We start from the raw sequence: 26,746 nt of genomic DNA on the forward strand, positions 1-26,746 counted from the left end.
CGCATACGTCTCGCTCGATCATGACCAAACCCGTCGTTACCCGCTTCGCCCCCTCACCGACCGGCTTCCTCCATATCGGAGGTGCCCGTACCGCGCTGTTCAACTGGCTCTATGCCAGGAAGCTCGGCGGCAAGATGCTGCTCCGGATCGAGGACACCGACCGTGAACGCTCGACCAAGGAGGCGATCGACGCCATCCTGGACGGCCTGAAGTGGCTCGAGCTCGATTGGGACGGCGAGGTCATCTACCAGTTCAGCCGCGCCGCCCGCCATCGCGAGGTCGCCGAAAGCCTGCTCGCCGCCGGGCGCGCCTATTACTGCTATGCCTCGCCGGAAGAGCTCACCGCGATGCGCGAGAAGGCGCGCGCCGAGGGCCGCACCCGCCTCTATGACGGCCTGTGGCGTGACCGCGATCCGGCCTCCGCGCCCGGTGGCATCAAGCCGACCATCCGGCTCAAGGCGCCGCAGACCGGCGAAACCGTGATCGAGGACCAGGTGCAGGGCCGCGTGGTCTGGCAGAACGAGAACCTCGACGACCTCGTCCTGCTCCGCGGCGACGGCACTCCGACCTACATGCTCGCGGTCGTGGTCGACGACCACGATATGGGCGTCACTCACATCATCCGTGGCGACGACCACCTGATCAACGCCGCGCGTCAGAAGCAGATCTACGACGCGCTGGAGTGGGAACTGCCGAGCATGTCCCACATTCCGCTGATCCACGGTCCCGACGGCTCGAAACTGTCGAAGCGCCATGGCGCGCTCGGCGTCGATGCCTACCGCGCGCTCGGCTACCTGCCGGCCGCCTTGCGCAACTACCTCGTCCGGCTCGGCTGGAGCCATGGCGACCAGGAGATCTTCTCGACCCAGGAGATGATCGACGCGTTCGACCTCTCGGGCATCGGCCGTTCTGCGGCGCGGTTCGATTTCGCCAAGCTCGAGAACCTCAACGGTCACTATATCCGGCAGAGCGACGATCAATCCCTCGTGACCCAGTTCGAGAGCGTGCTGGATTATGTTCCCGAGGGCGCCGCGCTGAAGGCCAAGCTCAACGACACCACCCGTGCGCAATTGCTGCGGGCGATGCCGAGCCTGAAGGAGCGCGCCAAGACGCTGATCGAGCTGATCGCGGGCGCCTACTTCATCTTCGCCGATCGTCCGCTCGCGCTCGATCCGAAAGCGGCGGCGCTGCTGACGCCGGAAACGCGCGCGTTGATCGGCCGCCTGCGCACCGCGCTGGAAGCCGTCAACGACTGGACGGCGGAAACCACCGAGACCGCGATGCGGAATTTCGCCGAGCAGAACAACCTGAAACTCGGCGCCGTCGCCCAGCCGCTGCGGGTGGCGCTGACCGGACGTACAACGTCGCCGGGCATATTCGACGTGCTGGCGGTGCTGGGACGCCAGGAGTGCCTTGCCCGCCTCGCCGATCAGGCGGCGTGATCCTGCATGGACCCCCTCCAGGGTCCATCTTGCAGCGCACATGGCAATGAGCTACCCAATCCCGGACGCTTTCTCCACAAGCCGTTCCGCCCCGCCATGGGCCGCAATTTAGCGACTGGGCAAGGTCGGTTTTCGCAACGAATTCATCGGGGATATCACGATGGACGCAAAATCCAGCAAGACAGCCACACTCACCATCGGCAACAAGAACTACGATTTCCCGATCCTGAGCGGCACGGTTGGGCCTGATGTCATCGACATCGCCAAGCTCTACGGCCAAGCCGGGGTGTTCACCTACGACCCCGGCTTCACCTCGACCGGCAGCTGCCAGTCGAAGATCACCTACATCGACGGCGACGCCGGCGTGCTCGAATACCGCGGCTATCCGATCGAGCAGCTCGCCGAGCACGGCGACTTCCTCGAGACCTGCTACCTGCTGCTGTACGGGGATCTTCCGACCCCGGCGCAGAAGAAGGACTTCGACCATCGCGTGATCCATCACACGATGGTGCATGAGCAGATGGCGCGGTTCTTCCAGGGCTTCCGCCGCGACGCGCATCCGATGGCGATCATGGTCGCCGCCGTCGGCGCACTGGCCGCGTTCTATCACGACTCCACCGACATCAACGATCCGCGGCAGCGCATGATCGCCTCGATGCGAATGATCGCCAAGGTGCCGACGCTGGCGGCGATGGCGTACAAATACACGGTCGGCCAGCCCTTCGTGTATCCGAAGAACTCGCTCTCGTTTGCCGAGAACTTCCTCAACATGTGCTTCGCGGTGCCCTGCGAGGACTACAAGATCAACCCGGTGCTCGCCGACGCGCTCGACAAGATCTTCATCCTGCACGCCGACCACGAGCAGAACGCCTCGACCTCGACGGTGCGCATCGCCGGCTCCTCGGGCGCCAACCCGTTCGCCTGCATCGCGGCCGGTATCGCCTGCCTGTGGGGCCCGGCGCATGGCGGCGCCAACGAGGCCGCGCTCAACATGCTCTACGGCATCGGCAAGGTCGAAAACATTCCGGACTTCATCGCCAAGGTGAAGGACAAGAACAGCGAAGTTCGCCTGATGGGCTTCGGCCACCGCGTCTACAAGAACTACGATCCGCGCGCCAAGATCATGCAGAAGATGTGTCACGCGGTGCTGAAGGAGACCGGCCACGGCGACGATCCGATGCTCAAGGTCGCGATGGAGCTCGAGAAGATCGCGCTCAGCGATCCCTACTTCATCGATCGCAAGCTCTATCCGAACGTCGACTTCTATTCGGGCATCACGCTGAAGGCGATGGGCTTCCCGGTCTCGATGTTCACCGTGCTGTTCGCGGTCGCCCGCACCGTCGGCTGGATCAGCCAGTGGAGCGAGATGATCGAGGATCCGCAGCAGAAGATCGGCCGTCCGCGCCAGCTCTACACCGGCGTCGCGCGCCGCGACTATGTGCAGATCGACAAGCGCAAGTAAGCTGCATCGCTCAAGAGAATCCGGGACGGCGCCATCATTCCTGATGGCGCCGTTTTCGTTTGCCCCGCGCGACTTCGGTCGCGATCGCGTCAAGGCGCGGCAGCCAGAACGCCCGGAACCGGTCGAGCCAGTCGTCGACCTCGCGCAGCCGCGCCGGCTCGACCGCGTAGATGCGGCGCGTACCCTCGGCGCGCACCGACGCGAAACCGGCGTCCCGCAAGATCCGCAATTGCTGCGAGACCGCCGACTGGGTGATGCCGAACTCGCGCTGCACGACCGCAACGACGTCACCCGAACTGTGCTCGCCGGTCGCCAATAATTCCAGGATGCGCCGGCGGACGGGATCTCCGAGGATGTCGAAGGCGTGCAAGGTCGCTAAAGCGCGATGAGATTGCATCGTCATCCCGCTTTAGCTCTTTGTTTGAGCATGATCTCCGCGCAAACGCTTCGCGTTTGTCGCGAGGGAAAACCGCTTCACACTTTTCCGGATCATGCTCTAGCCTCCGCTCCCCGGCTCCGGCTCGCCGCAATAGGCCGCCGTGGTATTTGCTGCTGATCTGCGCGCCGCTGCCTCCTCGGTGCCCGCCGCGATCGAGGCCCGGCACCAGTCCTCGCTGGAGCGGCGGATGAATTCCTTGCCGTCGTCGGTGGCTGGCCACGCCGACGCGGCGGCGCGGTCGAATTCCTCGCCGGGCGGCATGGCCAGATAGAGCGCGAGCCCGAGCAGCGCGAGATCCCAGCCGACGCCGACCGCACCGGCCCCGTAGCGGTCCCAGAAGTCGCCCTCGATTACCGAGAGGTGTTCCAATTCCAGGCGCGTGGCGTCCGGGCCATTCTCGGCCAGCGTCACGGTAACCCAGCTGACCGTGCCCATGGACTCCCACGTCACGGCAAGCCGGCGCGGCGGCTCACACGTCGTGATCTCGCCGCCTGCATGGCCCTGGAACTGATAGCGGCCGCCAAGCCTCAGGTCGCCCGAGATCGGCAGGAACCAGCGTGGAATGCGTTCGGGGTTGGTCAGCACATCCCAGAGATCGGCGATGTCGGTGTCGTAGCTGCGGGTCGCGATCACCGCCCGCGCCGGCTTGCCGTCGCGTTCCCGGAAGGCGACGTCGCGAATGACGGCTCCGACATAGGCGACCGGGTCGATCTTCATGGCTGGCTCCGTACTAATATTAGATATTGCTAATATTAGTACAGTCTAAATATTCAGCGCAAGCGGGATCGTTGCGGCGGTATGTCGCCACTGAACGCGGACACGATCGATTGGCTAGGCCGAACGGCGGCGCATCTCCGCCAGCACGATGTCGGCGGCGCGGACGCTCGGCGGCTGGTCGCCGGTCGACATCTTCCCGTCCATCGTCGCGAACCCCACGAGCTGCCGCAGACGATCGGGCGAATCGGCAAGCACATCACCCAGCGCCGCCGCGAGCTTGTCCGGTGTGCAGTCCTCCTGCAGAAACTCGGGAATGATATCGCTGCCGATCACGAGATTGGCGAGGATCACCGACGACACCCGGATCGCGCGGCGCAGGATGAACGCCTCGGCGGCGCCGACGCGATAGGCCGTCACCATGGGAATCCCTGACAGTGCGAGTTCCAGCGTCACCGTGCCCGACTTCGCGAGCGCAGCGCGGGCGACGCGGAACGCGGCGCGCTTCTCGGCCTCGCCGATCGCGAGCCGCGGCACCACCGGCCACGACGCGACGCCTTCGCGCACCATCGCCTCGAGATGCGGCATGGTGGGGAGCACGAGCTCGAACGGCGTTTGCTTGCTGAGCTGGCCGAGCGCGGTGCCGAACAGCGCCAGATGATGCCGGATCTCGCTGCGCCGGCTTCCGGGCAACACCAGCAGCACCGGAGGCTGTGCATCGCGCCGCTTCTGCTCGTCCTCGTTCGGCCGCAGCGAGGCAAGCTGCTCGGTCAGGGGATGGCCGACATAGCTGCACGGCGGTCCCTGCAGCTTGCGATATTCCTCCGGCTCGAACGGCAGCAGCGCCAGCACGTGATCGACATAGCGCCGCATCGCCCGCGCCCTGCCCGGCCGCCAGGCCCAGACCGACGGCGACACGTAATCGACGATCGGAATGTTCGGGTTGCGGGCGCGGACACGGCGGGCCACGCGGTGCGTGAAATCGGGGCTGTCGATGATGACGAGCATGTCGGGCGCGTCGGCGAGCACGGTATCGGCTGTGCGCCGGATCAATCGCAGGATTTTCGGCAATTGCTTCACAACGGCGGCAAAGCCGATGATCGAGAGTTCCTCGATCGGAAACAGCGGGGCGATGCCCTGGGCGGCCATCGCCTGGCCGCCGACGCCGGAAAACTGCACGGCATCGCCGAGGCGCTGGCGCAGCACCTGCATCAGCGCCGCGCCGAGGCGGTCGCCGGATTCCTCGGTGGCGATGAGGAGGATCTTGCGAGCGCTGCTGGGGCTGCGCACCTGCATCAGCCCGCCAGTCCAATGACAAACAGTCCCTTGGCGTCGGCGGCCTCGACCAAAGCCTGCGGCTCGGCGGCCAGCGTATTGCCGGCGATCACGGCGATACCGGCGATACCGGCGGCTGCCGCGCCTTCGACCGTCCGCGGGCCGATGGTCGGCAGATCGAAGCGCAGATCCTGCCTGCTCTTCGGCGCCTTCACCAGCACGCCGCGGCCGGCCTTGGCACGAATACGGCCTTCGGTGCGCAGCCGCACGACGCGCGCGAGCAGCCCGTCGGTGCCCTCGATATCCTCGACCGCCACCACGTGACCGTCGATCACCACGGCCGCCTGACCGATGTCGAACGGGCCGAGCGCGTCGAGCACGCCGCGTCCGCGCGCGATATCGGCGAGCGCCGTGCTGTCGGGCGCCGCGCGCGTCACGGCGCCCTCAGGCATCAAGAGATCGGGCGCGACGTCCTTGATCCCGACCATGCGGAAGCCCTGCTGCTCGAGGATGCGGCCAACGCTCGACAGCAAATGATCGTCGCCGCCACGAAATGCGCGAACGACGTGGCCGAGCAGGCGCAGCGTGCCCCAGTCGAGCCGGATCTCCGACAGCGCGGGGCGCACCAGGGTGCCTATGAAGATCAGATCGCGGCAGCCTTCGTCGCGGAACAGCCGGGTCGCCCGCCCGAGCTGGCCGACCGAGATCCAGCGGTGACGAAACCGCTGCGCGCGCGCCGGATCGCAGGCGCCGCGCAGCGCGAACAGCACCGGCGTGATGCCGCGCGCAACCAGGGACTCGGCGACCGCGAACGGCATGGCGCCGCCGCCGGCGATGACGCCGACCGGCGAGGAAAGCGAGGGAGCCGCTGACGTCATGCTGGCGGCCATCCCCTGCTCAATCGGTATCGGCGGGAAGGCAGAGCGGGCGCAGCTTGCCGCCCTCGATGAAGGCCAGGATTTCCGCAATCGCGGGATCCTCGCCGGCCAGCGGCTGCACCGAGGCCAGCCGCTCGGCGAAGATGCCGGGGCCGTGGAACAGCTTTTGATAGAACGCGCGCACCGTCGCCAGCCGCGCCTTGGTGAACTGGCGGCGCCGCATGCCGATGATGTTGAGTCCTTCGAGCACCGCGTACTGACCGTTGGCGAGGCCGAACGGGATGATGTCGCCGCGTACGCCGCAGACGCCACCGATCATCACCTGCGAGCCGACGCGGGTGAACTGGTGCACAGCCGACAGGCCGCCGATATAGACGAAGTCGCCGATCTCGCAGTGGCCGCCGAGCGTCGCCGACGTCGCGAAGATCACGCCATTGCCGACCATGCAGTCATGGCCGACATGGCTGTTGTTCATGAAGAAGCCGCGATCGCCGACACGGGTGAGCCCGCCGCCCTTGACCGTGCCGACATTCATCGTCACGCCCTCGCGGATGGTGCAGGCTTCGCCGACTTCGAGGTGGGTCGGCTCGCCGCGATAGCTGAGATCCTGCGGCGGCCCGCCGAGCGCCGCGAACGGCGAGATGATGCAGCCGGCGCCGATCCTGGTATGCCCGCTGATCGTGACATGCGCGATCAGCTTGCAGTTCTCGCCGAGCACGACATTGGGGCCGATGATGCAGTACGGACCGATCTCGGTGCCGGCCCCGATCACAGCGCCATCGGCAATCCGCGCAGTCGGGTCGATCATGCTCATGAAGTTTCGGTCCGGAATTCGTTAATGGCGCCAAGGTGCTATCGAGGCGCCAGGCTGTCGATTGGGGCGGTCGTTAGCGCGACTTTGCCCGCCCTGTCCAGTGACGTATCATGACCGCCTGTTGCAAACGAGAAGGTCGCAACCAATCATGGTCCGGGCCGCCGCGCTGATCCTCAGCCTGCTCTCTGCGCCAGTCGGCCCGGAGACGGTCGATCTCGGCCACAGCACGACGGTCGATCTCTCGAGCTTCGAATGCCGCGACATCAACCGCAGCACGATCGTCCAGCGGGTCTGCTACAGGGCGGATCAGCGCGCGCTGCTGGTCGCGGTCAGAGGCAGCTACCAGCACTATTGCGGCGTCCCTGCCGAAACCTACGACGCGCTGATGAACGCGCCGTCGATGGGCGTCTTCCTCAATCGCGTCCTGCGGATCGCGGGCGCGGACGGCCGCTACACCTGCACAACGTCGTGAGCCCGGCGCGGCCTAATCCGTCAGCATCGCACCGACGTCGGCCTCGGCGACGACCTGGCCGTTGACCTTGGCATCGCCGTGAAACCACCACATCGTCTTGCGCCGGCCGAGCGAGCGCATGTGATACTCGATGGTGTCGCCGGGCATCACCGGCTTCCTGAACTTGCACTTGTCGATGGTGAGGAAATACACCGCGCGCGGCTTCTCGGTGCCCTCGACCGACTTGATGCCGATGACGCCGGCGGTCTGGGCCATCGCCTCGATCATCATCACGCCGGGGTAGACCGGGCGGTCCGGGAAATGGCCCTGGAACGGCGGCTCGTTGAAGGTGACGTTCTTGATGCCGATGCCGCTGTAGTCGGTGCGGATCTTGATCACCCGGTCGATCAGCAACATCGGAAAGCGATGCGGGAGCGTCTTCAGGATATCGTTGATATCCACCAGCTCGAATTTGACCGGTGCCTCCTCCATCACTCCTGTTCCTTGCCTTTGGCTTCGTTGTCGCGCACCAGACGCTCCACTGCGATAATTTCCCTGAACCACTGCTTGGTCGGCTTGGCGAAATGCCCGCCCCAGCGACCGTTGGCCGGGATATCGTCCTTGACCGCGCTCATCGCCGTCACCTGGGCGCCGTCGCCGATCTTGAGGTGGTTGTTGATGCCCACCTTGGCGCCGAGCGCGACATTGTCGCCGATCGTCAGGCTGCCGGCGAGCCCGATCTGGGCCGCCAGCAGGCAGTGCCGGCCGATCGTCACATTGTGGCCGATCTGGACCTGGTTGTCGATTTTGGTGCCCTCGCCGATCACGGTGTCGCGCAGGGAACCGCGGTCGATGGTCGAGGCGGCGCCGACCTCGACATTGTTCTGGATCACCACGCGGCCGGTCTGCGGCACCTTCACATGGCCGGCCGGCCCGAAGAAGATGAAGCCGTAGCCGTCCTGGCCGATATTGCAGCCGGGATGGATCAGGACGTTGTTGCCGATCAGCGCGAACTGAATGGTGGTCTTGGCGCCGACATTGCAGTCGCGGCCGATCTTGACGTCGGCCCCGATCACCGCGCCGGCGCCGATGATGGTGCCCGAGCCGATCTCGACCCGCGGGCCGATCACGACCAGCGGATCGACAATGACGCCATCCTCGAGGCGCGCGGTGGGATCGATGATCGCCGACGGCGCGATGCCGTCGGTGTCGAACCAGGATTGCGGCCGCAGGGCATCGGCGTGCCATTGCCGGGCGAGCTCGACGAACGCCTGGAACGGCTTCGCCGCCCGCAGCACGGCGGTGCCCTTCGGCACCTGCGCCTCGAAGCGCGGGCTGACCAGACACGCGCCGGCCTTGGTCGCGGCAAGCTGGTCGGCGTATTTCAGATTGTCGAAAAAGGCGAGATGCATCGGACCGGCCTCGTCGAGCGAGGCCAGCCCCCTGATCTGAAGCGCGCCCCTTTCGGGGTCGACCAGTTGCGCCTTCGTCAGCGCGGCTATTTCAGCCAGCGATGACGAAGGAGGACTCTTGTAGAAGATCGGCTGCGCCATTCCATCCGTCGCAGTCCGGTTGGCAATCGGTCTTAGAACGTCGTACCGCCGCCAAACCGGAATTCTTGCGTGCGGTCAAACGCACCCTTGGTCAGCGGCACCGCGTAGTCGAAGCGCAGCGGACCGAACGGTGACTGCCAGATCAGGCCGACACCGACCGAGGTACGGACAACCTTGCTGTCATCGTAGCTCAGGCCAAGGCACGTACCCGGAGACGGCGGATTGTTCGTCGGCCTGATACAGCCAGGCACGTTGACTTCGCCGGTCGCCGCCCACGAGGTCGGGCCCTGGTAATCGTACAGGCCGCCGGCGTCGGCATAGACCGCGCCCTTGAGCCCGACTTCCTTCGGCAGGAACCAGAACGGCATCTGCAGTTCCGCCGACACGCCCCAGTACTTGGTGCCGCCGATGGCGTCCATGGTGCCGTACGGGTTGATGTCACGCGGACCGATACCGTTCGGCGCGAAGCCGCGGACCAGGTTCGGGCCCATCTGGAAGTGATCGAGCATGCGCAGATCCGAGGTCCCGAGCTTGTTCAGGATGCCGCCCTGGGCGTGGATCACGCCGACGATGTCGGAGACCAGCGGGGTGTAGTACTTCGCGTCGATCGCGGTCTTGATGTAGCTGACGTCACCGCCAACGCCGGCGAAGTCCTGCTTGAAGTCGACGATCAGACCGTCGGTCGGGTTCTTGTTATTGTCGAGCGTGTTGTAGTTGAGCGTGTAACCCAGCGCCGACGTGAGGGTCTTGCCGCCAGCCAGCTCCTTGCGGACCGGCAGCGAGGCTTCGCCGTCAAAGAAGCAGCCGAGACCATTGGTCGACACCAGGCTGATTCCGTTCAGGTTCGCATAGGCCGGGCTCGGATTGAACGCGGGATTGGGCGTTCCATCCGGCAGGAGCGGCACGTTGTTACAGTTGTTCAGCGTCGACGGCAGGGTGATTTCCTGCTGGTAGATCGAGTAGCGCAGCTGCAGCGACAGATCTTCCCGCAGGCTGAAGCCGAGCCGCGGGCTGAAGCCCAGCGTCTTGGTGCCGTAGGCGATGTAGCTGTTGGACAGCTGCTGGCGCTGATAGAGGTCGAGGCCGAGCGCGACGCGGTAGTCGAGCAGATAGGGCTCGACGAACGACAGCGAGTAGCCGCGGGCATACTGGCCGTAGGTCACCGACGCCTTCGCGTACAGGCCGCGGCCGAGCAGGTTGCGCTCGGAGACGCTGACTTCGGCCAGCGCGCCGTCGGTGGTCGAGTAACCGCCCGACACCGAGAAGTCACCGGTCGACTTCTCCTCGAGATCGACAATCAGGATGACGCGATCGCTGGAGGAGCCCGGCTCGGTGGTGATCTTCACCGTCTTGAAGAAGTCGAGGTTCTTCAGCCGGCGCTCGGCACGGTCGACCAGCGCACGGTTGTAGGCGTCGCCTTCCGAGATATCGAACTCGCGGCGGATCACGTAGTCGCGGGTACGGCTGTTGCCGCGGATGTTGATGCGCTCGATATAAGTGCGCGGACCTTCGTCGATCGCGAAGGTGATCGACACCGTGTGATTGTCGAAGTTGCGATCGCCGCGCGGCCGGACCACCGCGAAGGCGTAACCGCGGCGCGATGCCTCGATCTGCATCTCTTCGACCGATTTCTCCAGCGCCTCGGCGTTGTAGAGCGAGCCGACATTGACGCGCGAGTAGGTGCGTAGCGCGTTCGGGTCGAGCGTTGCGATCGACGACGTATAGTTGACGGATGCGACGCGGTACTGCTGGCCTTCCTCGATCTTGAAGGTAACCAGGAAGCCCTTTTTGTCGGGATCGTATTCGGTCAGCGCGGCCACGACCTGGACGTCGGCATAGCCGTTCTTGAGATAGAAGCGACGCAGCAGGTCGCGATCGGCCTCGACCCGGTCGGGGTCGTAGACGTCGTTGCCGCCAAGGAAGCTCAGGATGTTCGATTCGCGGGTCTTGATGACATCGCGCAGACGGGACGCCGAATAGGCGCTGTTGCCGATGAACTCGATCGACCGGACGCCGGTCTTCACGCCTTCATTGACCTCGAAGATCAGGTCGACGCGGTTGTTCGGCTGCTCGATGATCTGCGGGTTGACCCGCACGTCATAGCGGCCGGACCGGCGGTAGATTTCGGCGATGCGCAGGGCGTCCGACTGGACCATCGGGCGCGAGAACGTGCCGCGCGGCTTGGACTGCACTTCAGCGGTGAGCTGTTCGTCCTTGATCTTCTTGTTGCCCTCGAAGGCAACGCGGCCGATCACCGGGTTCTCGACCACGACCACGACGAGGCGCCCGCCCCGCTGGTCGATATGGACGTCCTGGAACAGGCCGGTCTCGATCAGCGCCTTCAGACCGTCGTCGATCTGGGCCTGGCCCAGCCGACCGCCCGGTCCGGGATGGAAGTAGGAGCGGATGGTTTCAAGCTCGACACGGCGGTTCCCCTCCACCGTGATCGAATCGACGGTCTGCGCCGACGCAGGCACAGACACAGCTACGGTCGCCAAGGTGGCAACCACCGGCGCGGCGAACATGACCAAGGCGGCGAACAGCCCCCCCCTCACTCGCATTCCAAACATCATGCGCAACGCGCCCTTATCTTAACGATGCCAGATCGTTCCCCAACGACCCGACAGATTCCCAACCTGCCGCTCAGCTTGTAACCAAATTTGCCAAGGGGGCAAACTTACTAGAGCTGAACATTTTCATTTTCGTTCCAAGACGTTGCCCATTGGCAACGCCACAAAAAAGCCCGTTTCAGGACCCGGCGATCCTGAGGATGTCGTTATACGTCGCAAACACCATCAGCATCAGAACCAAACCCAGCCCGATTCGGAAACCCACCTCCTGCGTCCGCTCCGACAGCGGACGTCCCCGCAGCGCCTCCGCGCTGTAGAAAAGCAGGTGTCCGCCATCCAAAAGCGGGATCGGAAACAGGTTCAGCAGGCCGATCGAGACCGACAGGATGGCGCAAAGATTGATCACGAACTGGAACCCGGCGCTCGCGGCCTGCCCCGACAGCTTCGCGATTCCAATGACCCCGCTCACCTCGGCCGGATTGCCGGTTCCAACGAACAGCGACCCCAGGAACTTGAACGTGCTGGAGATGATGTACCAAACCTGCTCGACGCCGATCTTCAGGGCCTCCAGCACGCCGACCGAGGCGCTGGTCGCCTCGCCGACCTGAGCCTTGTGCTCGATTCCGAGCACGCCGATTCGGTGGGCATTGCCGAAGGGGTCCTTGACCTCCCTGAGCGCCGGCGTCGCCTTGAGCGCGACGATCGCGCCATCGCGCTTCACCTTGAACCCAAGCTCTGAACCAGCGTTCGAGGCTACAATCCGCTGCATGTCGGCGAAGCTCTGGATCGCGCTGCCGTCGATATCCACGACGACATCGCCGACCTTGAAGCCGGCGTTCGCGGCGACGCTTTCGGCCACCAGGCCATCGACCCGGGCAATCGTGCTCGGCTTGCCGTAGTAGAGCGCCATGCCCGCGAAAATCAGGGCACCGAGAATGAAGTTCGCCACTGGCCCTGCCGCGACGATGGCGGTGCGCTTTCCGACCGATTTGTGATGGAAGCTGCCCTCGCGCTCTTCCGCCGTCATGGCGGCGAGCGTCTCGTTGGACGGCGTCGAAGCCTCGCTGTCGTCGCCGAAGAATTTGACGTAACCGCCGAGCGGTATCGCCGAGATCTTCCAGCGCGTGCCATGCCGGTCGTTGAAGCCGGCGAGCTCCGGCCCGAAGCCCAGCGAGAACGTCAACACCTTCACGCCAGCCCAGCGCGCGACCAGGAAGTGGCCGAGCTCATGGAAGAAGACGACGATGGTCAGGACAAAGAGGAAGGGAACGATGGTACCGAGAAGCCCATGACTCAACGCATTGATACTATGAATAAAATACTCGGGCATTCGATTTCCCTCGACAAGAGCCAAAGGCTCCGCCCCCAACCCTCTAGGTTGCCTTTAAGGCAATTTGAGGCAATAGGGCGGCAGCTTTATTTCGCGCGATATGGTCAACGGAAATCGCATCATCCGCCGAGTGCAGTGGTGGCTGATTCCCTGACTTGATCCAATCGTTCATCGTCGCCTCGACCAGCCGGGCGATCGCGCCGAACTTGATCTTGCCGGCGATAAACGCGGCGACCGCGATCTCGTTCGCCGCGTTGTAGACCGTCGTCGCGCCGTGCCCCATCCGCAGCGCCTCATATGCCAGCCGCAGCCCCGGGAAACGTTCAAAGTCCGGCGCCTCGAAGGTGAGCTGTCCGATCTTGGCGAGGTCGAGCTTGGCGGACGGGCCGACGACGCGGTCGGGCCAGCCGAGGCAATGCGCGATCGGGATCCGCATGTCGGGCGTACCGAGTTGCGCCACCACCGAACGGTCGGAGAACTCGACCATGCCGTGGATGATCGACTGCGGGTGCACCAGCACGTCGATCTCGTCGGGCGCCAAAGCGAACAGATAGGACGCCTCGATCACCTCGAGGCCTTTGTTCATCATCGACGCGGAATCGATCGTGATCTTCTGCCCCATGCTCCAGTTGGGATGTTTCAGCGCCTGTTCCAGCGTCGCCTGCTCGATGTCGGCGGGGGCCCAGGTCCGGAACGGCCCGCCGGACGCGGTGATGATCACCCGCGTCAGTTCCTCGCGATTGCCGGAAGCCAGCGCCTGGAACAGCGCATTGTGCTCGGAGTCCGCCGGCAGAATGCAGGCGCCGGCCTTCTTGGCCCGCTCCATGAAGATATCGCCGGCGCAGACCAAACATTCCTTGTTGGCGAGCGCAACGGTGGCGCCGCGATCGACCGCGGCAAGCGCGGGCTTCAGCCCGGCCGCGCCGCTGACCGCCGCCATCACCCAATCGGCCGGCCGCGCGGCCGCCTCGATGATCGCGCTCTCCCCGGCCCCGCATTCGGTCCGGGTTCCGGCCAGCGCGTCCTTCAGCTCCGAAAGCTTCGCCGGATCGGCAATGGCGGCGAACCGCGCGCCGAATTCCTTGGCCAGCTTGGCGAGGCCCTCGACGTTGCTGTTCGCGGTCAGCGCCTCGACCCGGTAGCGGTCGCGCGCGCCGCGCAGCAGATCCAGGGTGCTGTCGCCGATCGAGCCGGTGGCACCGAGGACGGTTACGGTCCGCACGGCGGACACCGCCGCGGCCTTGTTGTTACGCAACGGAACTGCGCTCATCTCATCACCAAACCATAAGACCGCGCCCGACGCCATCGGCGCCACCACGGAGAAAGCCGAAAATCGCCGCCACAATGACGGCCGCGACAAATCCGTCCAGGCGGTCCAGGAGGCCGCCGTGACCGGGAATGATGTGACTCGAATCCTTCACGCCGAACCGCCGCTTCACCGCGGATTCGAAGAGATCGCCGAGTTGCGAGACCACCGACAAAACGGCGCCGAGCATCAAGAGCGGACCGGTCGAGCCGATCTCGAAGGCGGCAAAGCCGGCAGCGACCAGCAGGCTCGCCACGAAGCCGCCGACCGCGCCCGCCCACGTCTTCTTCGGGCTGACCCGCACCCAGAGCTTCGGCCCGCCGATGCTGCGGCCCGCGAAGTAGCCGCCGATATCGGTGACCCACACGATCAGCAACACGAACATCAGCGCGGCAAAGCCCTTCGCCGTGTCGAGGCGCAGCAGGACCGACGCGATCTCGGCCCCTGCCGCATAGAGCAATCCCGCAATGGCCCAGTTGCGCCGCGCGCCGGACGTCAGTGCCACAACAACCGCACCGACGGCGAGCACGATCAGGGCCGCATCGATACGGCCGGCCATCAGGCACAGTCCGGCGAGCAGCAACGCGATCACGCCGGGCACCAGGATCCGGAGCTCGCGTCCGAGCCCGGTGACAACAAGCCATTCCGCGAACAATCCGGCCGCCGCCAATGTCACGAGGAGCGACCAGGCGACGCCCCCCATATAGGCCAGCGCGATCGCAACCGGCGCCAGCACCAGCGCCGCAATCACGCGCATCGCGAGATTGCGCGACCCCTGTTCGTTTGCTGCCGCCGGCGCGGCCTCGCCCTCGGTCACGATCCGGTTTTCGCAGCGAGTCCGCCGAACCGGCGCTCGCGCTTGCCGTATTCCGCAATCGCGCCTTCGAGCGCCGCCTTGTCGAAATCCGGCCAGTGAATCGGCACGAACACGAGCTCGCTATAGGCGGCCTGCCACATCAGGAAGTTGGACAGACGCTGCTCGCCGCTGGTGCGGATAATCAGATCCGGATCCGGGATGTCGGGCGCATCGAGATATTGCCCGAGCGTGTCGGCATCGATGGAGCTGGCGTCGCGCTTGCCTTCGGCGACCTCGCGCGCAAGGCGCCGCGCTGCGGAAGCGATCTCAGCGCGCGAACCGTAGTTGAAGGCGACCACGAGGTTGAGCTTGTCGTTATTCCTGGTCAGCTCCTCGGCTTCGTTGAGCAGCGCGCAGATGTCGGCGTCGAGGCCGTCACGCTCGCCGATCACGCGCACCCGCACCCCATCGCGGTGGAGCGTCGCCAGATCGTTGCGGATGAAGCGGCGCAACAGGCCAAACAGATCGCCGATCTCGCTGGCCGGCCGCGACCAGTTCTCCGAGCTGAAGGAAAAGATCGTGAGATAGACGATGCCGAGTTCATGGGCTGCGCGCACCACGCGGCGCAGCGCTTCGACGCCGCGGCGGTGGCCCTCGACGCGCGGCAGGCCGCGCGACTTGGCCCAGCGCCCGTTGCCGTCCATGATAACAGCCACATGCAACGGACTGCCGGAGCGATCCGGTCCATCGGTTGCTGGGGCGGCGGCATTCGACATCGGCTGGTTCCCGTAGGCCTTCAGACCGTCAGGATTTCCTTTTCCTTGGCGGCGAGCAGCTGATCGATTTCGGCGATCATGCCGTCGGTCGCCTTCTGCACCTCGTTCGACAGGCGCTCCTGATCGTCCTCGGAGATCTCGTGATTCTTCTCGAGCTTCTTGATCACGTCGAGACCGTCGCGGCGCACGTGGCGCACCGCGACCTTTGCCGCTTCGGCGTATTTGTGCGCGACCTTGACGAGCTCCTTGCGGCGCTCCTCGTTGAGTTCGGGAATCCGCAAGCGCAACACCTGACCTTCGGTCGCCGGCGACAGGCCGAGATTGGAATCGACGATCGCCTTTTCGACCGCCTTCACCATCGTCTTGTCCCAGACCTGCACCGAGAGCAGGCGCGGCTCGGGCACGCTGATGGTCGCAACCTGGTTGAGCGGCATATGCGAGCCGTAAGCCTCGACCTGGACCGGCTCCAGCATGGACGCCGCGGCACGGCCGGTGCGCAGACCGCCGAGCTCGTGCTTGAGCGATTGTGTGGCGCCCTGCATGCGGCGCTTCACGTCGTTGATGTCAAAACCAGGTGCGGCCATGACGTTCTCCCTTCCCTAGAAACCGGCTGTCGACGCCCGGAGGCGCGGCATCAGCCGGCGACGACCGTGCCGTGTCCGGTACCGCGCAGAATCGCACCGATCGAACCGGGCTCCGCGATCGAGAACACGATGATAGGCAGCGACGTCTCGCGGGCAAGCGCGAAAGCGGTCGCGTCCATGACCTTGTAGCCGCCCTCGATCGCCTGCGAATGGGTCAGGCGGTCGAAGCGCTTGGCTTTGGGGTCCTTCTTCGGATCGGCGCTGTAGACGCCGTCGACATTGGTGGCCTTCAGCACCGCCTGCGCGCCGATTTCGGCCGCGCGGAGCACGGCGGTGGTGTCGGTCGTGAAGAACGGGTTGCCGGTTCCACCGCCGAGCAGGACGATGCGTCCCTCGGCGAGATATTTGTGCGTTGCACTACGGGTGAACAGCTCGGAGATCTCCGGCATCACGAATGCCGATAGGGTCCGCGCCGGGGTTCCCTTGCGCTCGATCGCCGCCTCCAGCGCGAGGCAGTTCATCATGGTGGCAAGCATGCCCATGGTGTCGCCGGTCGGCCGGGAAACGCCGCGCGAGGACACCTCGACGCCGCGGACGATGTTGCCGCCGCCGATCACGACGGCGACCTCGATACCGAGCTTGCGGGCTGCGATCAGGTCGTCGGCGACGCGATCGACCGTCGGTTGATCGATACCGAACCCGTGGGAACCGGCCAGGTATTCGCCGGACAGCTTGATCACCACGCGACGATAGATCGGCTCAGCCATGATGCGATCGCTTTCCTATCCCGCGCAGGCAGGCATCCGGCGCAAAGCGCCGGAGGCCCTCTGGTGTCAGCGGTTACTTCTTGCCGCTGGCGGCCGCGACTTCGGCGGCGAAATCGCTTTCCTGCTTCTCGATTCCCTCACCGAGAGCATAGTTCACAAAGCCAGCGATTTTGATCGCCCCGCCGACCTTACCCTCAGCTTCCTTCACCGCCTGGGCAACCGACTTGCCGCTGTCGTGGATGAAGGCCTGATCGAGCAGGCAGACCTCCTTGTAGTAGGTCTTCAGGCCGGAATCGACGATCTTCTCGATGACGTTCTCCGGCTTGCCCTGCTGGCGGTACTTGTCGGCCAGCACGTCCTTCTCGCGCTTGACGGTCTCCGGATCGAGCCCGGCCGGGTCGAGCGCCAGCGGCTTCGCCGCCGCCACGTGCATGGCGAGCTGGCGGCCGAGCACCGCGAGCTCGTCGGCCTTGCCGGCGGACTCCAGCGCCACGATCACGCCGATCTTGCCGGCGCCCTCGACGACCGCGTTATGGACATAGCTCGACACCACGCCTTTGCTCACCTCGAGCGAAGCGGCGCGGCGCAGCGTCATGTTCTCGCCGATGGTCGCGATCGCGTCGGAGATCGCGGTCTCGACGGTGACGTCGCCGACCTTGGCCGCCTTGATCTTCTCGACGTCGGCACCGTTGTGCAGCGCGACCTGGGCGATCATCTTGACCAGGCCCTGGAACTGCTCATTGCGCGCAACGAAGTCGGTCTCCGAGTTGACCTCGACCAGCACGCCCTTGGTGCCGGAGGTCAGCGCGCCGATCAGGCCCTCGGCCGCGACGCGGCCGGCCTTCTTGGCGGCCTTGGACAGGCCCTTCTTGCGCAGCCAATCCTGCGCTTCCTGCATGTCGCCGTTGTTCTCGGTCAGCGCCGCCTTGCAATCCATCATGCCCGCGCCGGTCGACTCGCGGAGCTCCTTGACCATCGCTGCTGTGATCGTTGCCATCGTTCAATGCCCTTCTTGCCTGTACAGAAACCGCGGCGCCCGATGGCGCCGCTGTCTGCGACAGCGAAATCGTTGTTCGTGGAATAGAAGCGGCGGCCGGGCGAGACCCGGCCACGCCGCGTAACCTTTATTCCGCTTCGGCGAGCGTCTTGGCCTGGGCGACCCAGGCGTCGGCACGGCTCGGCAGACCGACTTCTTCGCCGATCTTGTGCGCGGTGTCGTGATCGAGCTCGGCGAGCTGCCAGTAGTGGAAGATGCCGAGGTCGTTGAGCTTCTTCTCGATCGCACCGGACACGCCGGTGAGCTTCTTGAGGTTGTCGGCGGTGCCGCGCGGGCCGGCGAGGCCCTGGAAGCCGGACGGCGCAGCCGCCGGAAGGTCTTCCTGCACGGGCGTCGCCGACGCGCCGATGTCGATTCCGGAATCGCCCTGAGCGCGCGAGATGCCGTCGATGGCGGCGCGCGCCACGAGATCGCAATACAGCGAGATCGCGCGACCGGCGTCGTCATTGCCCGGCACCACATAGGTGATGCCCTTCGGGTCCGAATTGGTGTCGACGATCGCGGCGACCGGAATGTTGAGCCGCTGGGCTTCCTGGATCGCGATGTCTTCCTTGTTGGTGTCGATCACGAAGATCATGTCGGGAAGACCGCCCATGTCCTTGATGCCGCCGAGCGAACGGTCGAGCTTGTCGCGCTCGCGCTGCAGCGTCAGCCGCTCCTTCTTGGTGTAGGAGTTGGCTTCGCCCGACGACAGCACGTCGTCGAGATGACGCAGGCGCTTGATCGAAGCCGAGATCGTCTTCCAGTTGGTCAGCGTGCCGCCGAGCCAGCGCGAGTTGACGAAGTACTGCGCCGAACGCTTGGCAGCGTCGGCAACGCCGTCCTGGGCCGAGCGCTTGGTGCCGACGAACAGGATGCGGCCGCCCTTGGCGACGGTATCGCTGACCGCCTGCAGGGCACGGTGCAGCATCGGCACGGTCTGCGCGAGGTCGATGATGTGGATGTTGTTGCGGGCGCCGAAGATGTAATCCTGCATCTTCGGATTCCAGCGGTGGGCCTGATGGCCAAAGTGAACGCCAGCTTCCAAAAGCTGACGCATGTTGAATTCGGGCAGCGACATAGATCTAATTCTCCGGTTGGTTCCTCCGGAAACGTGTGAGCAAACGTGCCTGAATGGCCCGGTTGCCACCGGACGGCCTTGAGAGCCATGTTTCCGTGTGAGATGGCGCGCTATATAGCGCGATTTGCGCGAGAAGCAAGGAAATACGGCCGGTTACACCGGCCGGCCGGGCCCAAATCGTGCCGAAACGGCCCTGTTTGGCGCCCGAAACCTCCCTTTAGAGGGTCTGCACGTCGACCACGCCCGCCACCGCCTTGATCGCGCCGGCGATCTGCGGCGAGACCTTGTAGCGGCCGGGCAGCTTCATCTCCACCTCGGTTTCGAGGTCCAGCATCATCACCAGCGAGACGTCGCCATCGGCCCCTGCCGCCGGTGGCGGCGCGGCGACCGGCTTCACGGCCGGTGCCTTGGCGCCGCCGCCCGGGGCGGGCGCGGCTTCCGGCATGTTGAGGCGGCGGGCGATCGAATCCAGCGGCTTGGTGTCGCGGACGAAGATGCGCAGGCCCTTCTGCGTCTTGGCCGCGGCGTGATCCAGCGGCTCGGCGTGCAGCACCCTCGCCCGCACGTCCTCGCCCTGCAATTCGGCGCCGAGCTGCAACAGCACGGCCGCCCCCGGCTCGAGCACGTCGCGGTATTGCGCGAGGCCTTCCGAGAACAGCACCGCCTCGAAATGGCCGGTCGGGTCCGACAGGCCCATGATGCCCATCTTGTTGCCCGTCTTGGTACGCCGTTCCATGCGCGACACCACGGTTGCCGCTACCTTGCCCGCGGTGGCGCCGGTCTTCACCGCGCGCGAGAATTCCGCCCAGGACTGCACGCGCAGCCGCTTCAGCGCGGTCGCGTAATCGTCGAGCGGATGGCCCGACAGGAAGAAGCCGATGGCGTCGTATTCGCGCCGCAGCCGGTCCGCGGGCAGCCACGGCTCGATCTGCGGCAGCATGATACTCGGCGCATCCGCCGCGCCGCCGAACATGTCGTTCTGGCCCGAGGTCGCCGCCTCGTGGCTGCGCTGGCAGGCGGCGAGGATCGCATCGGCACCGGCGAAGACGCGCGCGCGGTTCGGCTCCAGCGTGTCGAAGGCGCCCGCCGCTGCAAGGCTCTCGATGATCCGCTTGTTGACGGCGCGCGGGCTCACCCTTGCTGCGAAATCGGCGAGCGAGGTGAAGGCGCCCTTCCTGTTGCGCTCCTCGATGATCTGCTCGACCGCCTGGATGCCGACGCCCTTCAGCGCCGCGAGCGCGTAGTAGATCGTGTTGTCGCTGACCTCGAAGGTTGCGCCGGAGCGATTGATGTTGGGCGCCTCGACCTTGATGCCGAGCCGCTGCGCCTCGGAACGAAATTCGGAGAGCTTGTCGGTGTTGTTGAGTTCGAGCGTCATCGACGCCGCCAGGAATTCGACCGGGTAATGCGCCTTCATATAGGCGGTGTGGTACGACACCAGCGCATAGGCGGCCGCGTGGCTCTTGTTGAAGCCGTAGTCGGCGAACTTGGCGAGCAGCTCGAAGATCGTCTCGGCCTGGCCCTTCGCCACGCCGTTCTTCATCGCACCGGCGACGAAGATGTCGCGCTGCTTGTCCATCTCGGCGCGGATCTTCTTGCCCATCGCGCGGCGCAGCAGGTCGGCCTGGCCGAGCGAGTAGCCCGCCATCTGCTGCGCGATCTGCATCACCTGTTCCTGATAGATGATGACGCCGAAGGTCTCCTTCAGGATCGGCTCCAGGATCGGATGCAGATATTCCGATTCCTCGTCACCGTGCTTGCGCGCGCAATAGGTCGGGATGTTCGCCATCGGGCCCGGGCGATACAGCGCCACCAGCGCGATGATGTCCTCGAAGCGGTCCGGCCGCATGTCGATCAGCGCGCGCCGCATGCCCTGGCTTTCCACCTGGAACACGCCGACGACATCGCCCCGCGCCAGCATCTGATAGCTCGGCGCATCGTCGATCGGCAGCGTCGCGAGATCGACATCAACGTCGCGCTGCTTGAGCAGCTTCACCGCGACGTCGAGCACGGTCAGCGTCTTCAGGCCGAGAAAGTCGAACTTCACGAGGCCCGCCGGCTCGACCCATTTCATGTTGAACTGGGTCACCGGCATGTCGGATTTCGGATCGCGGTAGAGCGGCACCAGCTCGCTCAGCGGCCGGTCGCCGATCACGATGCCGGCGGCATGGGTCGAGGCGTGGCGCGTCAGACCTTCGAGGCGCTGCGCGATGTCGAACGCACGTGCCACCACCGGATCCTCGTCGCGGAATGCCTGCAGCTTCGGCTCGCCCTCGATCGCCTGCGCCAGCGTCACCGGTGCTGCGGGATTCTGCGGCACCAGCTTGGTCAGCTTGTCGACCTGCCCATAGGGCATCTGCAGCACGCGCCCGACGTCGCGCAGCACGCCGCGCGCCTGCAGCGTACCGAAGGTGATGATCTGCGCCACCTGGTCGCGGCCGTAGCGCTCCTGCACGTACTGGATCACCTCGCCGCGGCGGTCCTGGCAGAAGTCGATGTCGAAGTCCGGCATCGAGACGCGTTCGGGATTGAGGAAGCGCTCGAACAGCAGCGCAAACCGCATCGGATCGAGGTCGGTGATGGTGAGCACCCAGGCGACCAGCGAGCCCGCGCCGGAGCCGCGCCCCGGCCCGACCGGAATGCCCTGCGCCTTCGCCCATTTGATGAAGTCGGAGACGATCAGGAAGTAGCCGGCATATTTCATGCGGGTGATGACGTCGAGCTCGAAGGCGAGCCGCTTGCTGTAGTCCTCCTCGGTCATTCCCGGCGAGAGACCGTGCACCCGCAGGCGATTCGCGAGCCCCTCCTCGGCCTGGCGCTTCAGCTCGGCGGCCTCGTCGGCGGCGGCATCGGCGCTGGCGGCGGCCCCCACCGTGAAGAACGGCAGGATCGGCTTGCGGGTCTTCGGCCGGAACGAGCAGCGCTCGGCGATCTCCACCGTCGAGGCCAGCGCCTCCGGGATGTCGGCGAACAGCACCGCCATTTCCGCGCGGGTCTTGAAGCGATGATCAGGGGTCAGTTGCTCGCGGTTGGTCTCGGCGATCAGGTGGCCGCCGGCGATGCAGAGCAGCGCGTCATGCGATTCGTAGTCGTCATTGCTGGCGAAATACGGCTCGTTGGTCGCGACCAGCGGCAGGCCCTTGCTGTAGGCGAGATCGATCAGGCCGCCCTCGGTGCGGCGTTCCTTGTCGGCGCCGTGGCGCTGCAATTCGATGTAGAGGCGATCGCCGAACAGGCTGGCGAGGCGCTCGCAGCGGGTGGTCGCCAGCGCCGCCTGTTCGGCCCGGAGCGCCAGCGCGATCGGCCCGTCGGGGCCGCCGGTCAGCGCGATCAGGTCTTCGGCGTCGTCGGTGAGCCAATCGAACTTGATGTGCGGGGTCTGGTTGACCGGCGTCTCCAGGAACGCCCGCGAGTTCAGCCGCATCAGGCTGCGGTAGCCGCGCTCGCGCGCCGCCAGCAGCACGATTCGCGCCGGGCCCGTCGTCGCAAGGATGCTCCGCGTGTTCGGATCGACGTCGCCGAAATCCACCGCCAGCTCGCAGCCGACGATCGGCTGGATGCCGTAGCCGGCCATCTTGTCGGAAAATTCCAGCGCCCCGAACATGTTGTCGGTATCGGTCAGCGCCAGCGCCGGCTGGCGGTCGGCCTTCGCGAGCTCGCCCAGCTTGGCGATCTTGATCGAGCCCTTCAGCAGCGAATAGGCGGAATGAACGTGAAGATGAACGAATCCGGCATTCGGCATGGCTGCTTACGGAAGCTCTTGGGTCAGGGATGGAGCGAGCGCCTGGGCCGGAACTCGAAAGCGTCAGACCCGACTCGCGATCCCATCGTGGGGCCTAAACCCTGCCAAGTCCACGCCGAACGCGGCGTGGCGGCAAGTCCTCCCGCTTTTCCCCAAGGGCAAACCATGCCGTCGGCTATGCCCCAGTCTCCGCGGGCGCATTCTCAGAATTGGGTGATCAGCTGGGCCCACACCGCGATCATCCCGACGAACAGCGTGATCGATGCCAGCGCTGCAGCTTCCTGCACGAAAATCTTCAACATGGCCGCTCTCCCGAACTGGAACGTATACAGAACATTGTTCCTTTTTTGTTCTAGGAGTCAAGCAACGGTCCGTGGGTCAGATTGAAAACTGCCCGCGAAAGAATTCCCTTGGTTAATCGTGGCAGGAAGTGGCAGCGACTCGATAGTTTGAAGCGTTGCTGCGCTCAGCGTAGGACGTGCTGAATCACTTCTCAAACTGGGCTGCCAGCGTTGCTTGGGTAGTGGGTCGGTTTGATTGTGGCAGTCGGCCGGGGTGGAAATTGGCTGGCACAGGGTGCATACTTGCTCCATGAGCCACTGGCTAAAAACTGCCTTGATCATTTTCGGCATGTGCGCGGGGTGGATGGCCTTTGGTTACTTGACCACCGATGACGATGAGATCGTCCGAATCGTTGCGGCGCAAAAATGACGCCTAAACGCCCCAGAGACCCCAACCTCTGTGGTTAATTCCTGACCGGCCGACGTCTCGCCGCCGATCCGGATGGCGAGCTGGTCGGAGGCTCCGGGGAGCTAGTTACCGCAGCAATTCCCCGCCTGCTTGGGCGGGCACGGGACCGTTCCGTAGGAGCAAAACACGCAGCAGTCTCCTGCTTTCGGCTTCAGGCGAGTGCCGCACCCCTTGCAGTCGTAGAAGAACCGGCAGGCATCGGTCGGCATCGTCTCGATGGAGACATGGCCGCAGGATGGGCACGTCAGTTCGGAGATAAGCTGCAGGTCGGTCATGCCCCGAATATGCGGCGTTGACCGTTCGGTTGGAAAGCCCCGCCCAATCAAACCTGCCCCGAATCCCGAAGCGGACAGCAAGCCCCCTTGCTCCTGGCCGACGAGCTGCGCCGCCAAGCCAACAAAAAACCCCGGGCCGAAGCCCGGGGTTTTCGATGCCGCTTGAATTAAGCGAGCGATCAGTACTTCGCGATGACCGGACCACCGAACTTGTAGTTCAGACGGCCGAGGACCATGTCGGTGTCGCCACCGGTGTGGAAGCCAGCCACTGCAACACCAGCCGGGGTGACGAAGGTCGCGCCGTGGGTGTCTTCGAAGATGTGGTTGTATTCGACGCCGAGCGACCAACCCTGCGAGAAGGCGAACTCGAGGCCAACGCCGACCGTCGGGCTCCAACGGGTGTCGAAGCCGGTCTCGGACGCCAGATTGCCGGCCGCGTTGAGGAACTGATAGTTGCGATCGGTGACCGCAGCACCACCCTTGGCGTACAGCAGGACGTTGTTCCAGGCGTAGCCGATCTGACCGGTGAACAGGCCGAACGCATCGGTCTTCGAGCGAACGATGCCGCCCGGGACGACCAGGTTGCCGGTGCTGCCGGAGAAGTCAGCCCAGTTGCCCTGAGCTTCCAGACCGAACACCCAGCCGCCGGCCTGCCAGCGGTAGCCGATCTGGCCACCGACGGTGCCGCCGTTGGCGTCGTAGCTTCCGACGCCGCCGAAGCCGTCGACCGAACGGTTGTCGTGGCTCTGGCCCCAACCGCCGTTGATACCGATGTAGAAGCCAGTCCAATCATAAACAGCGGCAACCATGGGCGGCGGAGCCTTGGTGTAAGGGCGAGCCGCGAGGTCAGCCGCGGAAGCAGCAGTCGCGCTGAGCGCGATCATGCTGGCGGTGACAAGCAAAATCTTTTTCATTTTCCCGTTCCAACTTTTTCTACAGGCCCCCAAGGCCGCGAGACACCGTCATAGCAGCCCCCGGCGGAATTGCTGTAACTTCGCGGCAACAGGCAGGGCCAAACGACTTCCCTCAAATTTGAAGTTAATACTGTATTACGGGCACTTCCTGGGACTTTTGCCATATAACTGCCGCACAATCTTCACAATTCAGGCCCGCCTACGCAGCTGCGCGCAAGATCGTGTTGACCGAAACCGGCTTGTCCGATTTGGATCGTCGCCAAGGTCGAATCTTCGCAGCAAAAGGAATGCACATGCGGACGATGATTCTTGCTGCTGCAGCGTCGGTGGCCGCACTCGCAACGCTGGGGACTGCGCCCGCGCATGCGGTCGGCGTGCGTTACCCGTTCTGCATTCAGGGCGACCGCTATCCCGGCCTGAGCAACTGCTCCTATCCGTCGTATGAGGCGTGCCTGGCCACCGCTTCGGGCATCGGGCAGAACTGCGTCGCCAACCCCTATTATGCCGGCGACAACGACCCTCGCTCCTATCTTCACGTGTCCCCGCGGGACCGCCGTGAGGGCAATTTCTTCGACCTGTTCATCCACTGACGCCCGATCCGGCAAGCACCGGCGCGGGAATGTGAGTTGATCCAGCGCTGCGCGCGGGTGCCTATTCGCGCGCGCTCGGTATGAGCGTTGCCGACGCCTGACCGACGAGGAGATTTGTGATGCGCAGTCTGATTCTGGCACTGTTGCCGGCATTCCTGGCCTTGGCGGCGCCGGCACCAGCCAGCGCCCAGAAATACGATTCGACCTCGCCGGTCTGCAAAACCAACTACCGATGGGGCGGTGAGGATACCGACTGCGGCTACACGTCGATCGCGCAGTGCCAGGCCTCGGCGTCCGGCCTGGCGGCGATCTGCATCAACAACCCCTATTATGCCGGACCGCCGATCGACCGTCGGCCGAGGCAGCCCGGCAGACGCTCCGCCTATTGAGGATCAAGCGCTTTCCGAGACGCGTGAAGCAGGGCGAAAAAGGCTACGGATTCCAGCTCTTAGCGCGCATTCTTCATGCGAACAATTACCCGGTTCGCGCGACGGCGCACTATTCGAGCTCGACAACCTGTCCGTTCGACAGCGACACCCGGCGATCCATTCGCGCGGCGAGATCCAGATTGTGGGTCGCGATCAGCATCGCGACCCGGGTCGCCTTCACGAGTTGCATCAGCGCGTTGAAGACGTGGTCGGCGGTGCCGGGATCGAGATTGCCCGTCGGCTCGTCCGCGAACAGCACCCGGGGCGCGTTGGCGACCGCGCGCGCGATTGCGACACGCTGCTGCTCGCCGCCCGAGAGTTCGGCCGGACGATGGGTGATGCGGTCGCCGAGCCCGAGATAGGAGAGAATCTCGGTCGACCGTTTCACGGTTTCGGAGCGTTTGAGGCCGCGAATCATCTGCGGCAGCATGACGTTCTCGAGCGCCGAGAACTCCGGCAGCAGCCGGTGCGATTGATAGACGAAGCCGATATCGGAACGGCGAATCTGGGTGCGGTCGACGTCGGACATCTGCGAGGTCGGCGTGCCCGCGACATAGACTTCCCCGTCATCTGGGGTCTCCAGCAGGCCCGCGATGTGCAGCAATGTCGACTTGCCGGATCCCGACGGCGCCACCAGCGCCACCGATTGACCGGGCCACAGCGCGAGCTTGGCGCCGTTCAGGACCGTCAGCGTCGCTTCGCCCTGCCGGTATTCCCGCTTGATGTCATGAAGATAGACGACCGGTGTGTCTTCCGCCCCCTCAGCCATGTGC

The 26,746-nt window shown here is 65.0% G+C and carries 25 protein-coding genes; 5 read left to right on the top strand and 20 right to left on the bottom strand.

Annotated elements, in window-relative coordinates:
* Positions 1-20 precede the first annotated feature (20 nt).
* Both gltX and gltA read left to right on the top strand, forming a co-directional pair.
* A complete protein-coding gene (gltX, locus tag ACVWYP_RS27170) occupies positions 21-1,442 on the top strand; it encodes a glutamate--tRNA ligase (protein ID WP_304495525.1) in 1,422 nt (473 codons plus the stop codon).
* Positions 1,443-1,602: 160 nt separating this feature from the next.
* Complete coding sequence (gene gltA, locus ACVWYP_RS27175; protein ID WP_028339667.1) at positions 1,603-2,904, top strand: citrate synthase; 1,302 nt, start codon at positions 1,603-1,605, stop codon at positions 2,902-2,904.
* 34 nt (positions 2,905-2,938) lie between these two features.
* Here gltA and ACVWYP_RS27180 read toward each other — a convergent pair whose 3' ends face one another.
* From ACVWYP_RS27180 to lpxA, 5 genes are all read right to left on the bottom strand, one after another.
* A complete protein-coding gene (locus ACVWYP_RS27180) occupies positions 2,939-3,274 on the bottom strand; it encodes an ArsR/SmtB family transcription factor (RefSeq protein ID WP_018271835.1) in 336 nt (111 codons plus the stop codon).
* A gap of 126 nt (positions 3,275-3,400) precedes the next feature.
* Complete coding sequence (locus tag ACVWYP_RS27185) at positions 3,401-4,060, bottom strand: SRPBCC family protein (RefSeq protein WP_304495526.1); 660 nt, start codon at positions 4,058-4,060, stop codon at positions 3,401-3,403.
* A 114-nt stretch (positions 4,061-4,174) separates the two neighbouring features.
* The gene (lpxB, locus tag ACVWYP_RS27190) at positions 4,175-5,353 is read right to left on the bottom strand and encodes a lipid-A-disaccharide synthase (protein WP_304495527.1); all 1,179 of its coding nucleotides are present in this window, start codon (positions 5,351-5,353) and stop codon (positions 4,175-4,177) included.
* Positions 5,353-6,210 (bottom strand): LpxI family protein, encoded by an 858-nt coding sequence (locus tag ACVWYP_RS27195; RefSeq protein ID WP_304495528.1) that lies wholly within the window; start codon positions 6,208-6,210, stop codon positions 5,353-5,355. The genes lpxB and ACVWYP_RS27195 overlap by 1 nt, the downstream gene beginning before the upstream one ends.
* Positions 6,211-6,229: 19 nt before the next feature.
* The gene (gene lpxA, locus ACVWYP_RS27200; protein ID WP_304495529.1) at positions 6,230-7,024 is read right to left on the bottom strand and encodes an acyl-ACP--UDP-N-acetylglucosamine O-acyltransferase; all 795 of its coding nucleotides are present in this window, start codon (positions 7,022-7,024) and stop codon (positions 6,230-6,232) included.
* Between the two features lie 148 nt (positions 7,025-7,172).
* Between lpxA and ACVWYP_RS27205 the strand changes: the two genes are divergently transcribed.
* Positions 7,173-7,496 carry a KTSC domain-containing protein gene (locus ACVWYP_RS27205; protein ID WP_304495530.1) on the top strand — a complete coding sequence of 108 codons (324 nt, stop codon included), beginning with the start codon at positions 7,173-7,175 and terminating at the stop codon, positions 7,494-7,496.
* Positions 7,497-7,508: 12 nt separating this feature from the next.
* Here ACVWYP_RS27205 and fabZ read toward each other — a convergent pair whose 3' ends face one another.
* The 14 genes from fabZ to ACVWYP_RS27275 all read right to left on the bottom strand — a co-directional run bounded on the left by fabZ (position 7,509) and on the right by ACVWYP_RS27275 (position 24,955).
* Positions 7,509-7,967, bottom strand: coding sequence for a 3-hydroxyacyl-ACP dehydratase FabZ (gene fabZ, locus ACVWYP_RS27210; RefSeq protein ID WP_016841580.1), 459 nt, complete (start codon positions 7,965-7,967; stop codon positions 7,509-7,511).
* Positions 7,967-9,028, bottom strand: a complete 1,062-nt coding sequence (lpxD, locus tag ACVWYP_RS27215) for a UDP-3-O-(3-hydroxymyristoyl)glucosamine N-acyltransferase (protein ID WP_304495531.1) — start codon at positions 9,026-9,028, stop codon at positions 7,967-7,969. Before lpxD ends, fabZ begins: the two co-directional genes overlap by 1 nt.
* A gap of 32 nt (positions 9,029-9,060) precedes the next feature.
* Complete coding sequence (gene bamA / locus ACVWYP_RS27220) at positions 9,061-11,601, bottom strand: outer membrane protein assembly factor BamA (RefSeq protein ID WP_304495532.1); 2,541 nt, start codon at positions 11,599-11,601, stop codon at positions 9,061-9,063.
* A 175-nt stretch (positions 11,602-11,776) separates the two neighbouring features.
* On the bottom strand, positions 11,777-12,928 hold the full coding sequence (rseP, locus tag ACVWYP_RS27225) for an RIP metalloprotease RseP (RefSeq protein ID WP_304495533.1): 1,152 nt from the start codon (positions 12,926-12,928) through the stop codon (positions 11,777-11,779).
* A gap of 43 nt (positions 12,929-12,971) precedes the next feature.
* On the bottom strand, positions 12,972-14,198 hold the full coding sequence (gene dxr / locus ACVWYP_RS27230) for a 1-deoxy-D-xylulose-5-phosphate reductoisomerase (RefSeq protein ID WP_304495534.1): 1,227 nt from the start codon (positions 14,196-14,198) through the stop codon (positions 12,972-12,974).
* Between the two features lie 4 nt (positions 14,199-14,202).
* On the bottom strand, positions 14,203-15,051 hold the full coding sequence (locus ACVWYP_RS27235; protein WP_304495535.1) for a phosphatidate cytidylyltransferase: 849 nt from the start codon (positions 15,049-15,051) through the stop codon (positions 14,203-14,205).
* Positions 15,048-15,806, bottom strand: coding sequence for an isoprenyl transferase (locus ACVWYP_RS27240; protein WP_038385105.1), 759 nt, complete (start codon positions 15,804-15,806; stop codon positions 15,048-15,050). Before ACVWYP_RS27240 ends, ACVWYP_RS27235 begins: the two co-directional genes overlap by 4 nt.
* A gap of 20 nt (positions 15,807-15,826) precedes the next feature.
* Positions 15,827-16,390, bottom strand: coding sequence for a ribosome recycling factor (frr, locus tag ACVWYP_RS27245; protein WP_016844334.1), 564 nt, complete (start codon positions 16,388-16,390; stop codon positions 15,827-15,829).
* Between the two features lie 50 nt (positions 16,391-16,440).
* Positions 16,441-17,157 carry a UMP kinase gene (gene pyrH, locus ACVWYP_RS27250; RefSeq protein WP_038385104.1) on the bottom strand — a complete coding sequence of 239 codons (717 nt, stop codon included), beginning with the start codon at positions 17,155-17,157 and terminating at the stop codon, positions 16,441-16,443.
* A gap of 73 nt (positions 17,158-17,230) precedes the next feature.
* Positions 17,231-18,154 carry a translation elongation factor Ts gene (tsf, locus tag ACVWYP_RS27255; protein WP_304495536.1) on the bottom strand — a complete coding sequence of 308 codons (924 nt, stop codon included), beginning with the start codon at positions 18,152-18,154 and terminating at the stop codon, positions 17,231-17,233.
* Between the two features lie 127 nt (positions 18,155-18,281).
* A complete protein-coding gene (locus tag ACVWYP_RS27260) occupies positions 18,282-19,274 on the bottom strand; it encodes a 30S ribosomal protein S2 (protein ID WP_028339653.1) in 993 nt (330 codons plus the stop codon).
* Between the two features lie 217 nt (positions 19,275-19,491).
* Positions 19,492-23,016, bottom strand: a complete 3,525-nt coding sequence (gene dnaE / locus ACVWYP_RS27265; protein ID WP_304495537.1) for a DNA polymerase III subunit alpha — start codon at positions 23,014-23,016, stop codon at positions 19,492-19,494.
* Between the two features lie 812 nt (positions 23,017-23,828).
* Positions 23,829-24,032, bottom strand: a complete 204-nt coding sequence (locus tag ACVWYP_RS27270) for a GDCCVxC domain-containing (seleno)protein (protein ID WP_080586261.1) — start codon at positions 24,030-24,032, stop codon at positions 23,829-23,831.
* A gap of 188 nt (positions 24,033-24,220) precedes the next feature.
* Positions 24,221-24,955, bottom strand: coding sequence for an outer membrane protein (locus ACVWYP_RS27275; protein ID WP_304495538.1), 735 nt, complete (start codon positions 24,953-24,955; stop codon positions 24,221-24,223).
* 293 nt (positions 24,956-25,248) lie between these two features.
* Here ACVWYP_RS27275 and ACVWYP_RS27280 point away from each other — a divergent pair, with 293 nt between their 5' ends.
* Together ACVWYP_RS27280 and ACVWYP_RS27285 are read left to right on the top strand one after the other, a co-directional pair.
* On the top strand, positions 25,249-25,545 hold the full coding sequence (locus tag ACVWYP_RS27280; RefSeq protein ID WP_244435812.1) for a DUF3551 domain-containing protein: 297 nt from the start codon (positions 25,249-25,251) through the stop codon (positions 25,543-25,545).
* A 119-nt stretch (positions 25,546-25,664) separates the two neighbouring features.
* Complete coding sequence (locus ACVWYP_RS27285) at positions 25,665-25,934, top strand: DUF3551 domain-containing protein (protein WP_304495540.1); 270 nt, start codon at positions 25,665-25,667, stop codon at positions 25,932-25,934.
* A 109-nt stretch (positions 25,935-26,043) separates the two neighbouring features.
* Here the strand turns inward: ACVWYP_RS27285 and ACVWYP_RS27290 are convergent, their stop codons facing one another.
* Positions 26,044-26,742 carry an ABC transporter ATP-binding protein gene (locus ACVWYP_RS27290; protein ID WP_028339648.1) on the bottom strand — a complete coding sequence of 233 codons (699 nt, stop codon included), beginning with the start codon at positions 26,740-26,742 and terminating at the stop codon, positions 26,044-26,046.
* Positions 26,743-26,746 lie beyond the last annotated feature (4 nt).

The organism is Bradyrhizobium sp. USDA 3262 (genome assembly GCF_054060035.1).

Excerpts from the sequence above, each read along its gene's own strand:
- fabZ (WP_016841580.1), bottom strand. The coding sequence starts at position 7,967 with ATGGAGGAGGCACCGGTCAAATTCGAGCTGGTGGATATCAACGATATC.
- ACVWYP_RS27240 (WP_038385105.1), bottom strand. The coding sequence starts at position 15,806 with ATGTCGAATGCCGCCGCCCCAGCAACCGATGGACCGGATCGCTCCGGC.
- bamA (WP_304495532.1), bottom strand. The coding sequence starts at position 11,601 with ATGATGTTTGGAATGCGAGTGAGGGGGGGGCTGTTCGCCGCCTTGGTC.
- pyrH (WP_038385104.1), bottom strand. The coding sequence starts at position 17,157 with ATGGCTGAGCCGATCTATCGTCGCGTGGTGATCAAGCTGTCCGGCGAA.
- ACVWYP_RS27185 (WP_304495526.1), bottom strand. The coding sequence starts at position 4,060 with ATGAAGATCGACCCGGTCGCCTATGTCGGAGCCGTCATTCGCGACGTC.
- lpxB (WP_304495527.1), bottom strand. The coding sequence starts at position 5,353 with ATGCAGGTGCGCAGCCCCAGCAGCGCTCGCAAGATCCTCCTCATCGCC.
- gltA (WP_028339667.1), top strand. The coding sequence starts at position 1,603 with ATGGACGCAAAATCCAGCAAGACAGCCACACTCACCATCGGCAACAAG.
- tsf (WP_304495536.1), bottom strand. The coding sequence starts at position 18,154 with ATGGCAACGATCACAGCAGCGATGGTCAAGGAGCTCCGCGAGTCGACC.
- lpxA (WP_304495529.1), bottom strand. The coding sequence starts at position 7,024 with ATGAGCATGATCGACCCGACTGCGCGGATTGCCGATGGCGCTGTGATC.
- frr (WP_016844334.1), bottom strand. The coding sequence starts at position 16,390 with ATGGCCGCACCTGGTTTTGACATCAACGACGTGAAGCGCCGCATGCAG.
- dxr (WP_304495534.1), bottom strand. The coding sequence starts at position 14,198 with ATGAGCGCAGTTCCGTTGCGTAACAACAAGGCCGCGGCGGTGTCCGCC.
- dnaE (WP_304495537.1), bottom strand. The coding sequence starts at position 23,016 with ATGCCGAATGCCGGATTCGTTCATCTTCACGTTCATTCCGCCTATTCG.
- ACVWYP_RS27280 (WP_244435812.1), top strand. The coding sequence starts at position 25,249 with ATGCGGACGATGATTCTTGCTGCTGCAGCGTCGGTGGCCGCACTCGCA.
- ACVWYP_RS27285 (WP_304495540.1), top strand. The coding sequence starts at position 25,665 with ATGCGCAGTCTGATTCTGGCACTGTTGCCGGCATTCCTGGCCTTGGCG.
- ACVWYP_RS27290 (WP_028339648.1), bottom strand. The coding sequence starts at position 26,742 with ATGGCTGAGGGGGCGGAAGACACACCGGTCGTCTATCTTCATGACATC.
- gltX (WP_304495525.1), top strand. The coding sequence starts at position 21 with ATGACCAAACCCGTCGTTACCCGCTTCGCCCCCTCACCGACCGGCTTC.
- lpxD (WP_304495531.1), bottom strand. The coding sequence starts at position 9,028 with ATGGCGCAGCCGATCTTCTACAAGAGTCCTCCTTCGTCATCGCTGGCT.
- ACVWYP_RS27195 (WP_304495528.1), bottom strand. The coding sequence starts at position 6,210 with ATGACGTCAGCGGCTCCCTCGCTTTCCTCGCCGGTCGGCGTCATCGCC.
- ACVWYP_RS27260 (WP_028339653.1), bottom strand. The coding sequence starts at position 19,274 with ATGTCGCTGCCCGAATTCAACATGCGTCAGCTTTTGGAAGCTGGCGTT.
- ACVWYP_RS27205 (WP_304495530.1), top strand. The coding sequence starts at position 7,173 with ATGGTCCGGGCCGCCGCGCTGATCCTCAGCCTGCTCTCTGCGCCAGTC.
- rseP (WP_304495533.1), bottom strand. The coding sequence starts at position 12,928 with ATGCCCGAGTATTTTATTCATAGTATCAATGCGTTGAGTCATGGGCTT.
- ACVWYP_RS27275 (WP_304495538.1), bottom strand. The coding sequence starts at position 24,955 with ATGAAAAAGATTTTGCTTGTCACCGCCAGCATGATCGCGCTCAGCGCG.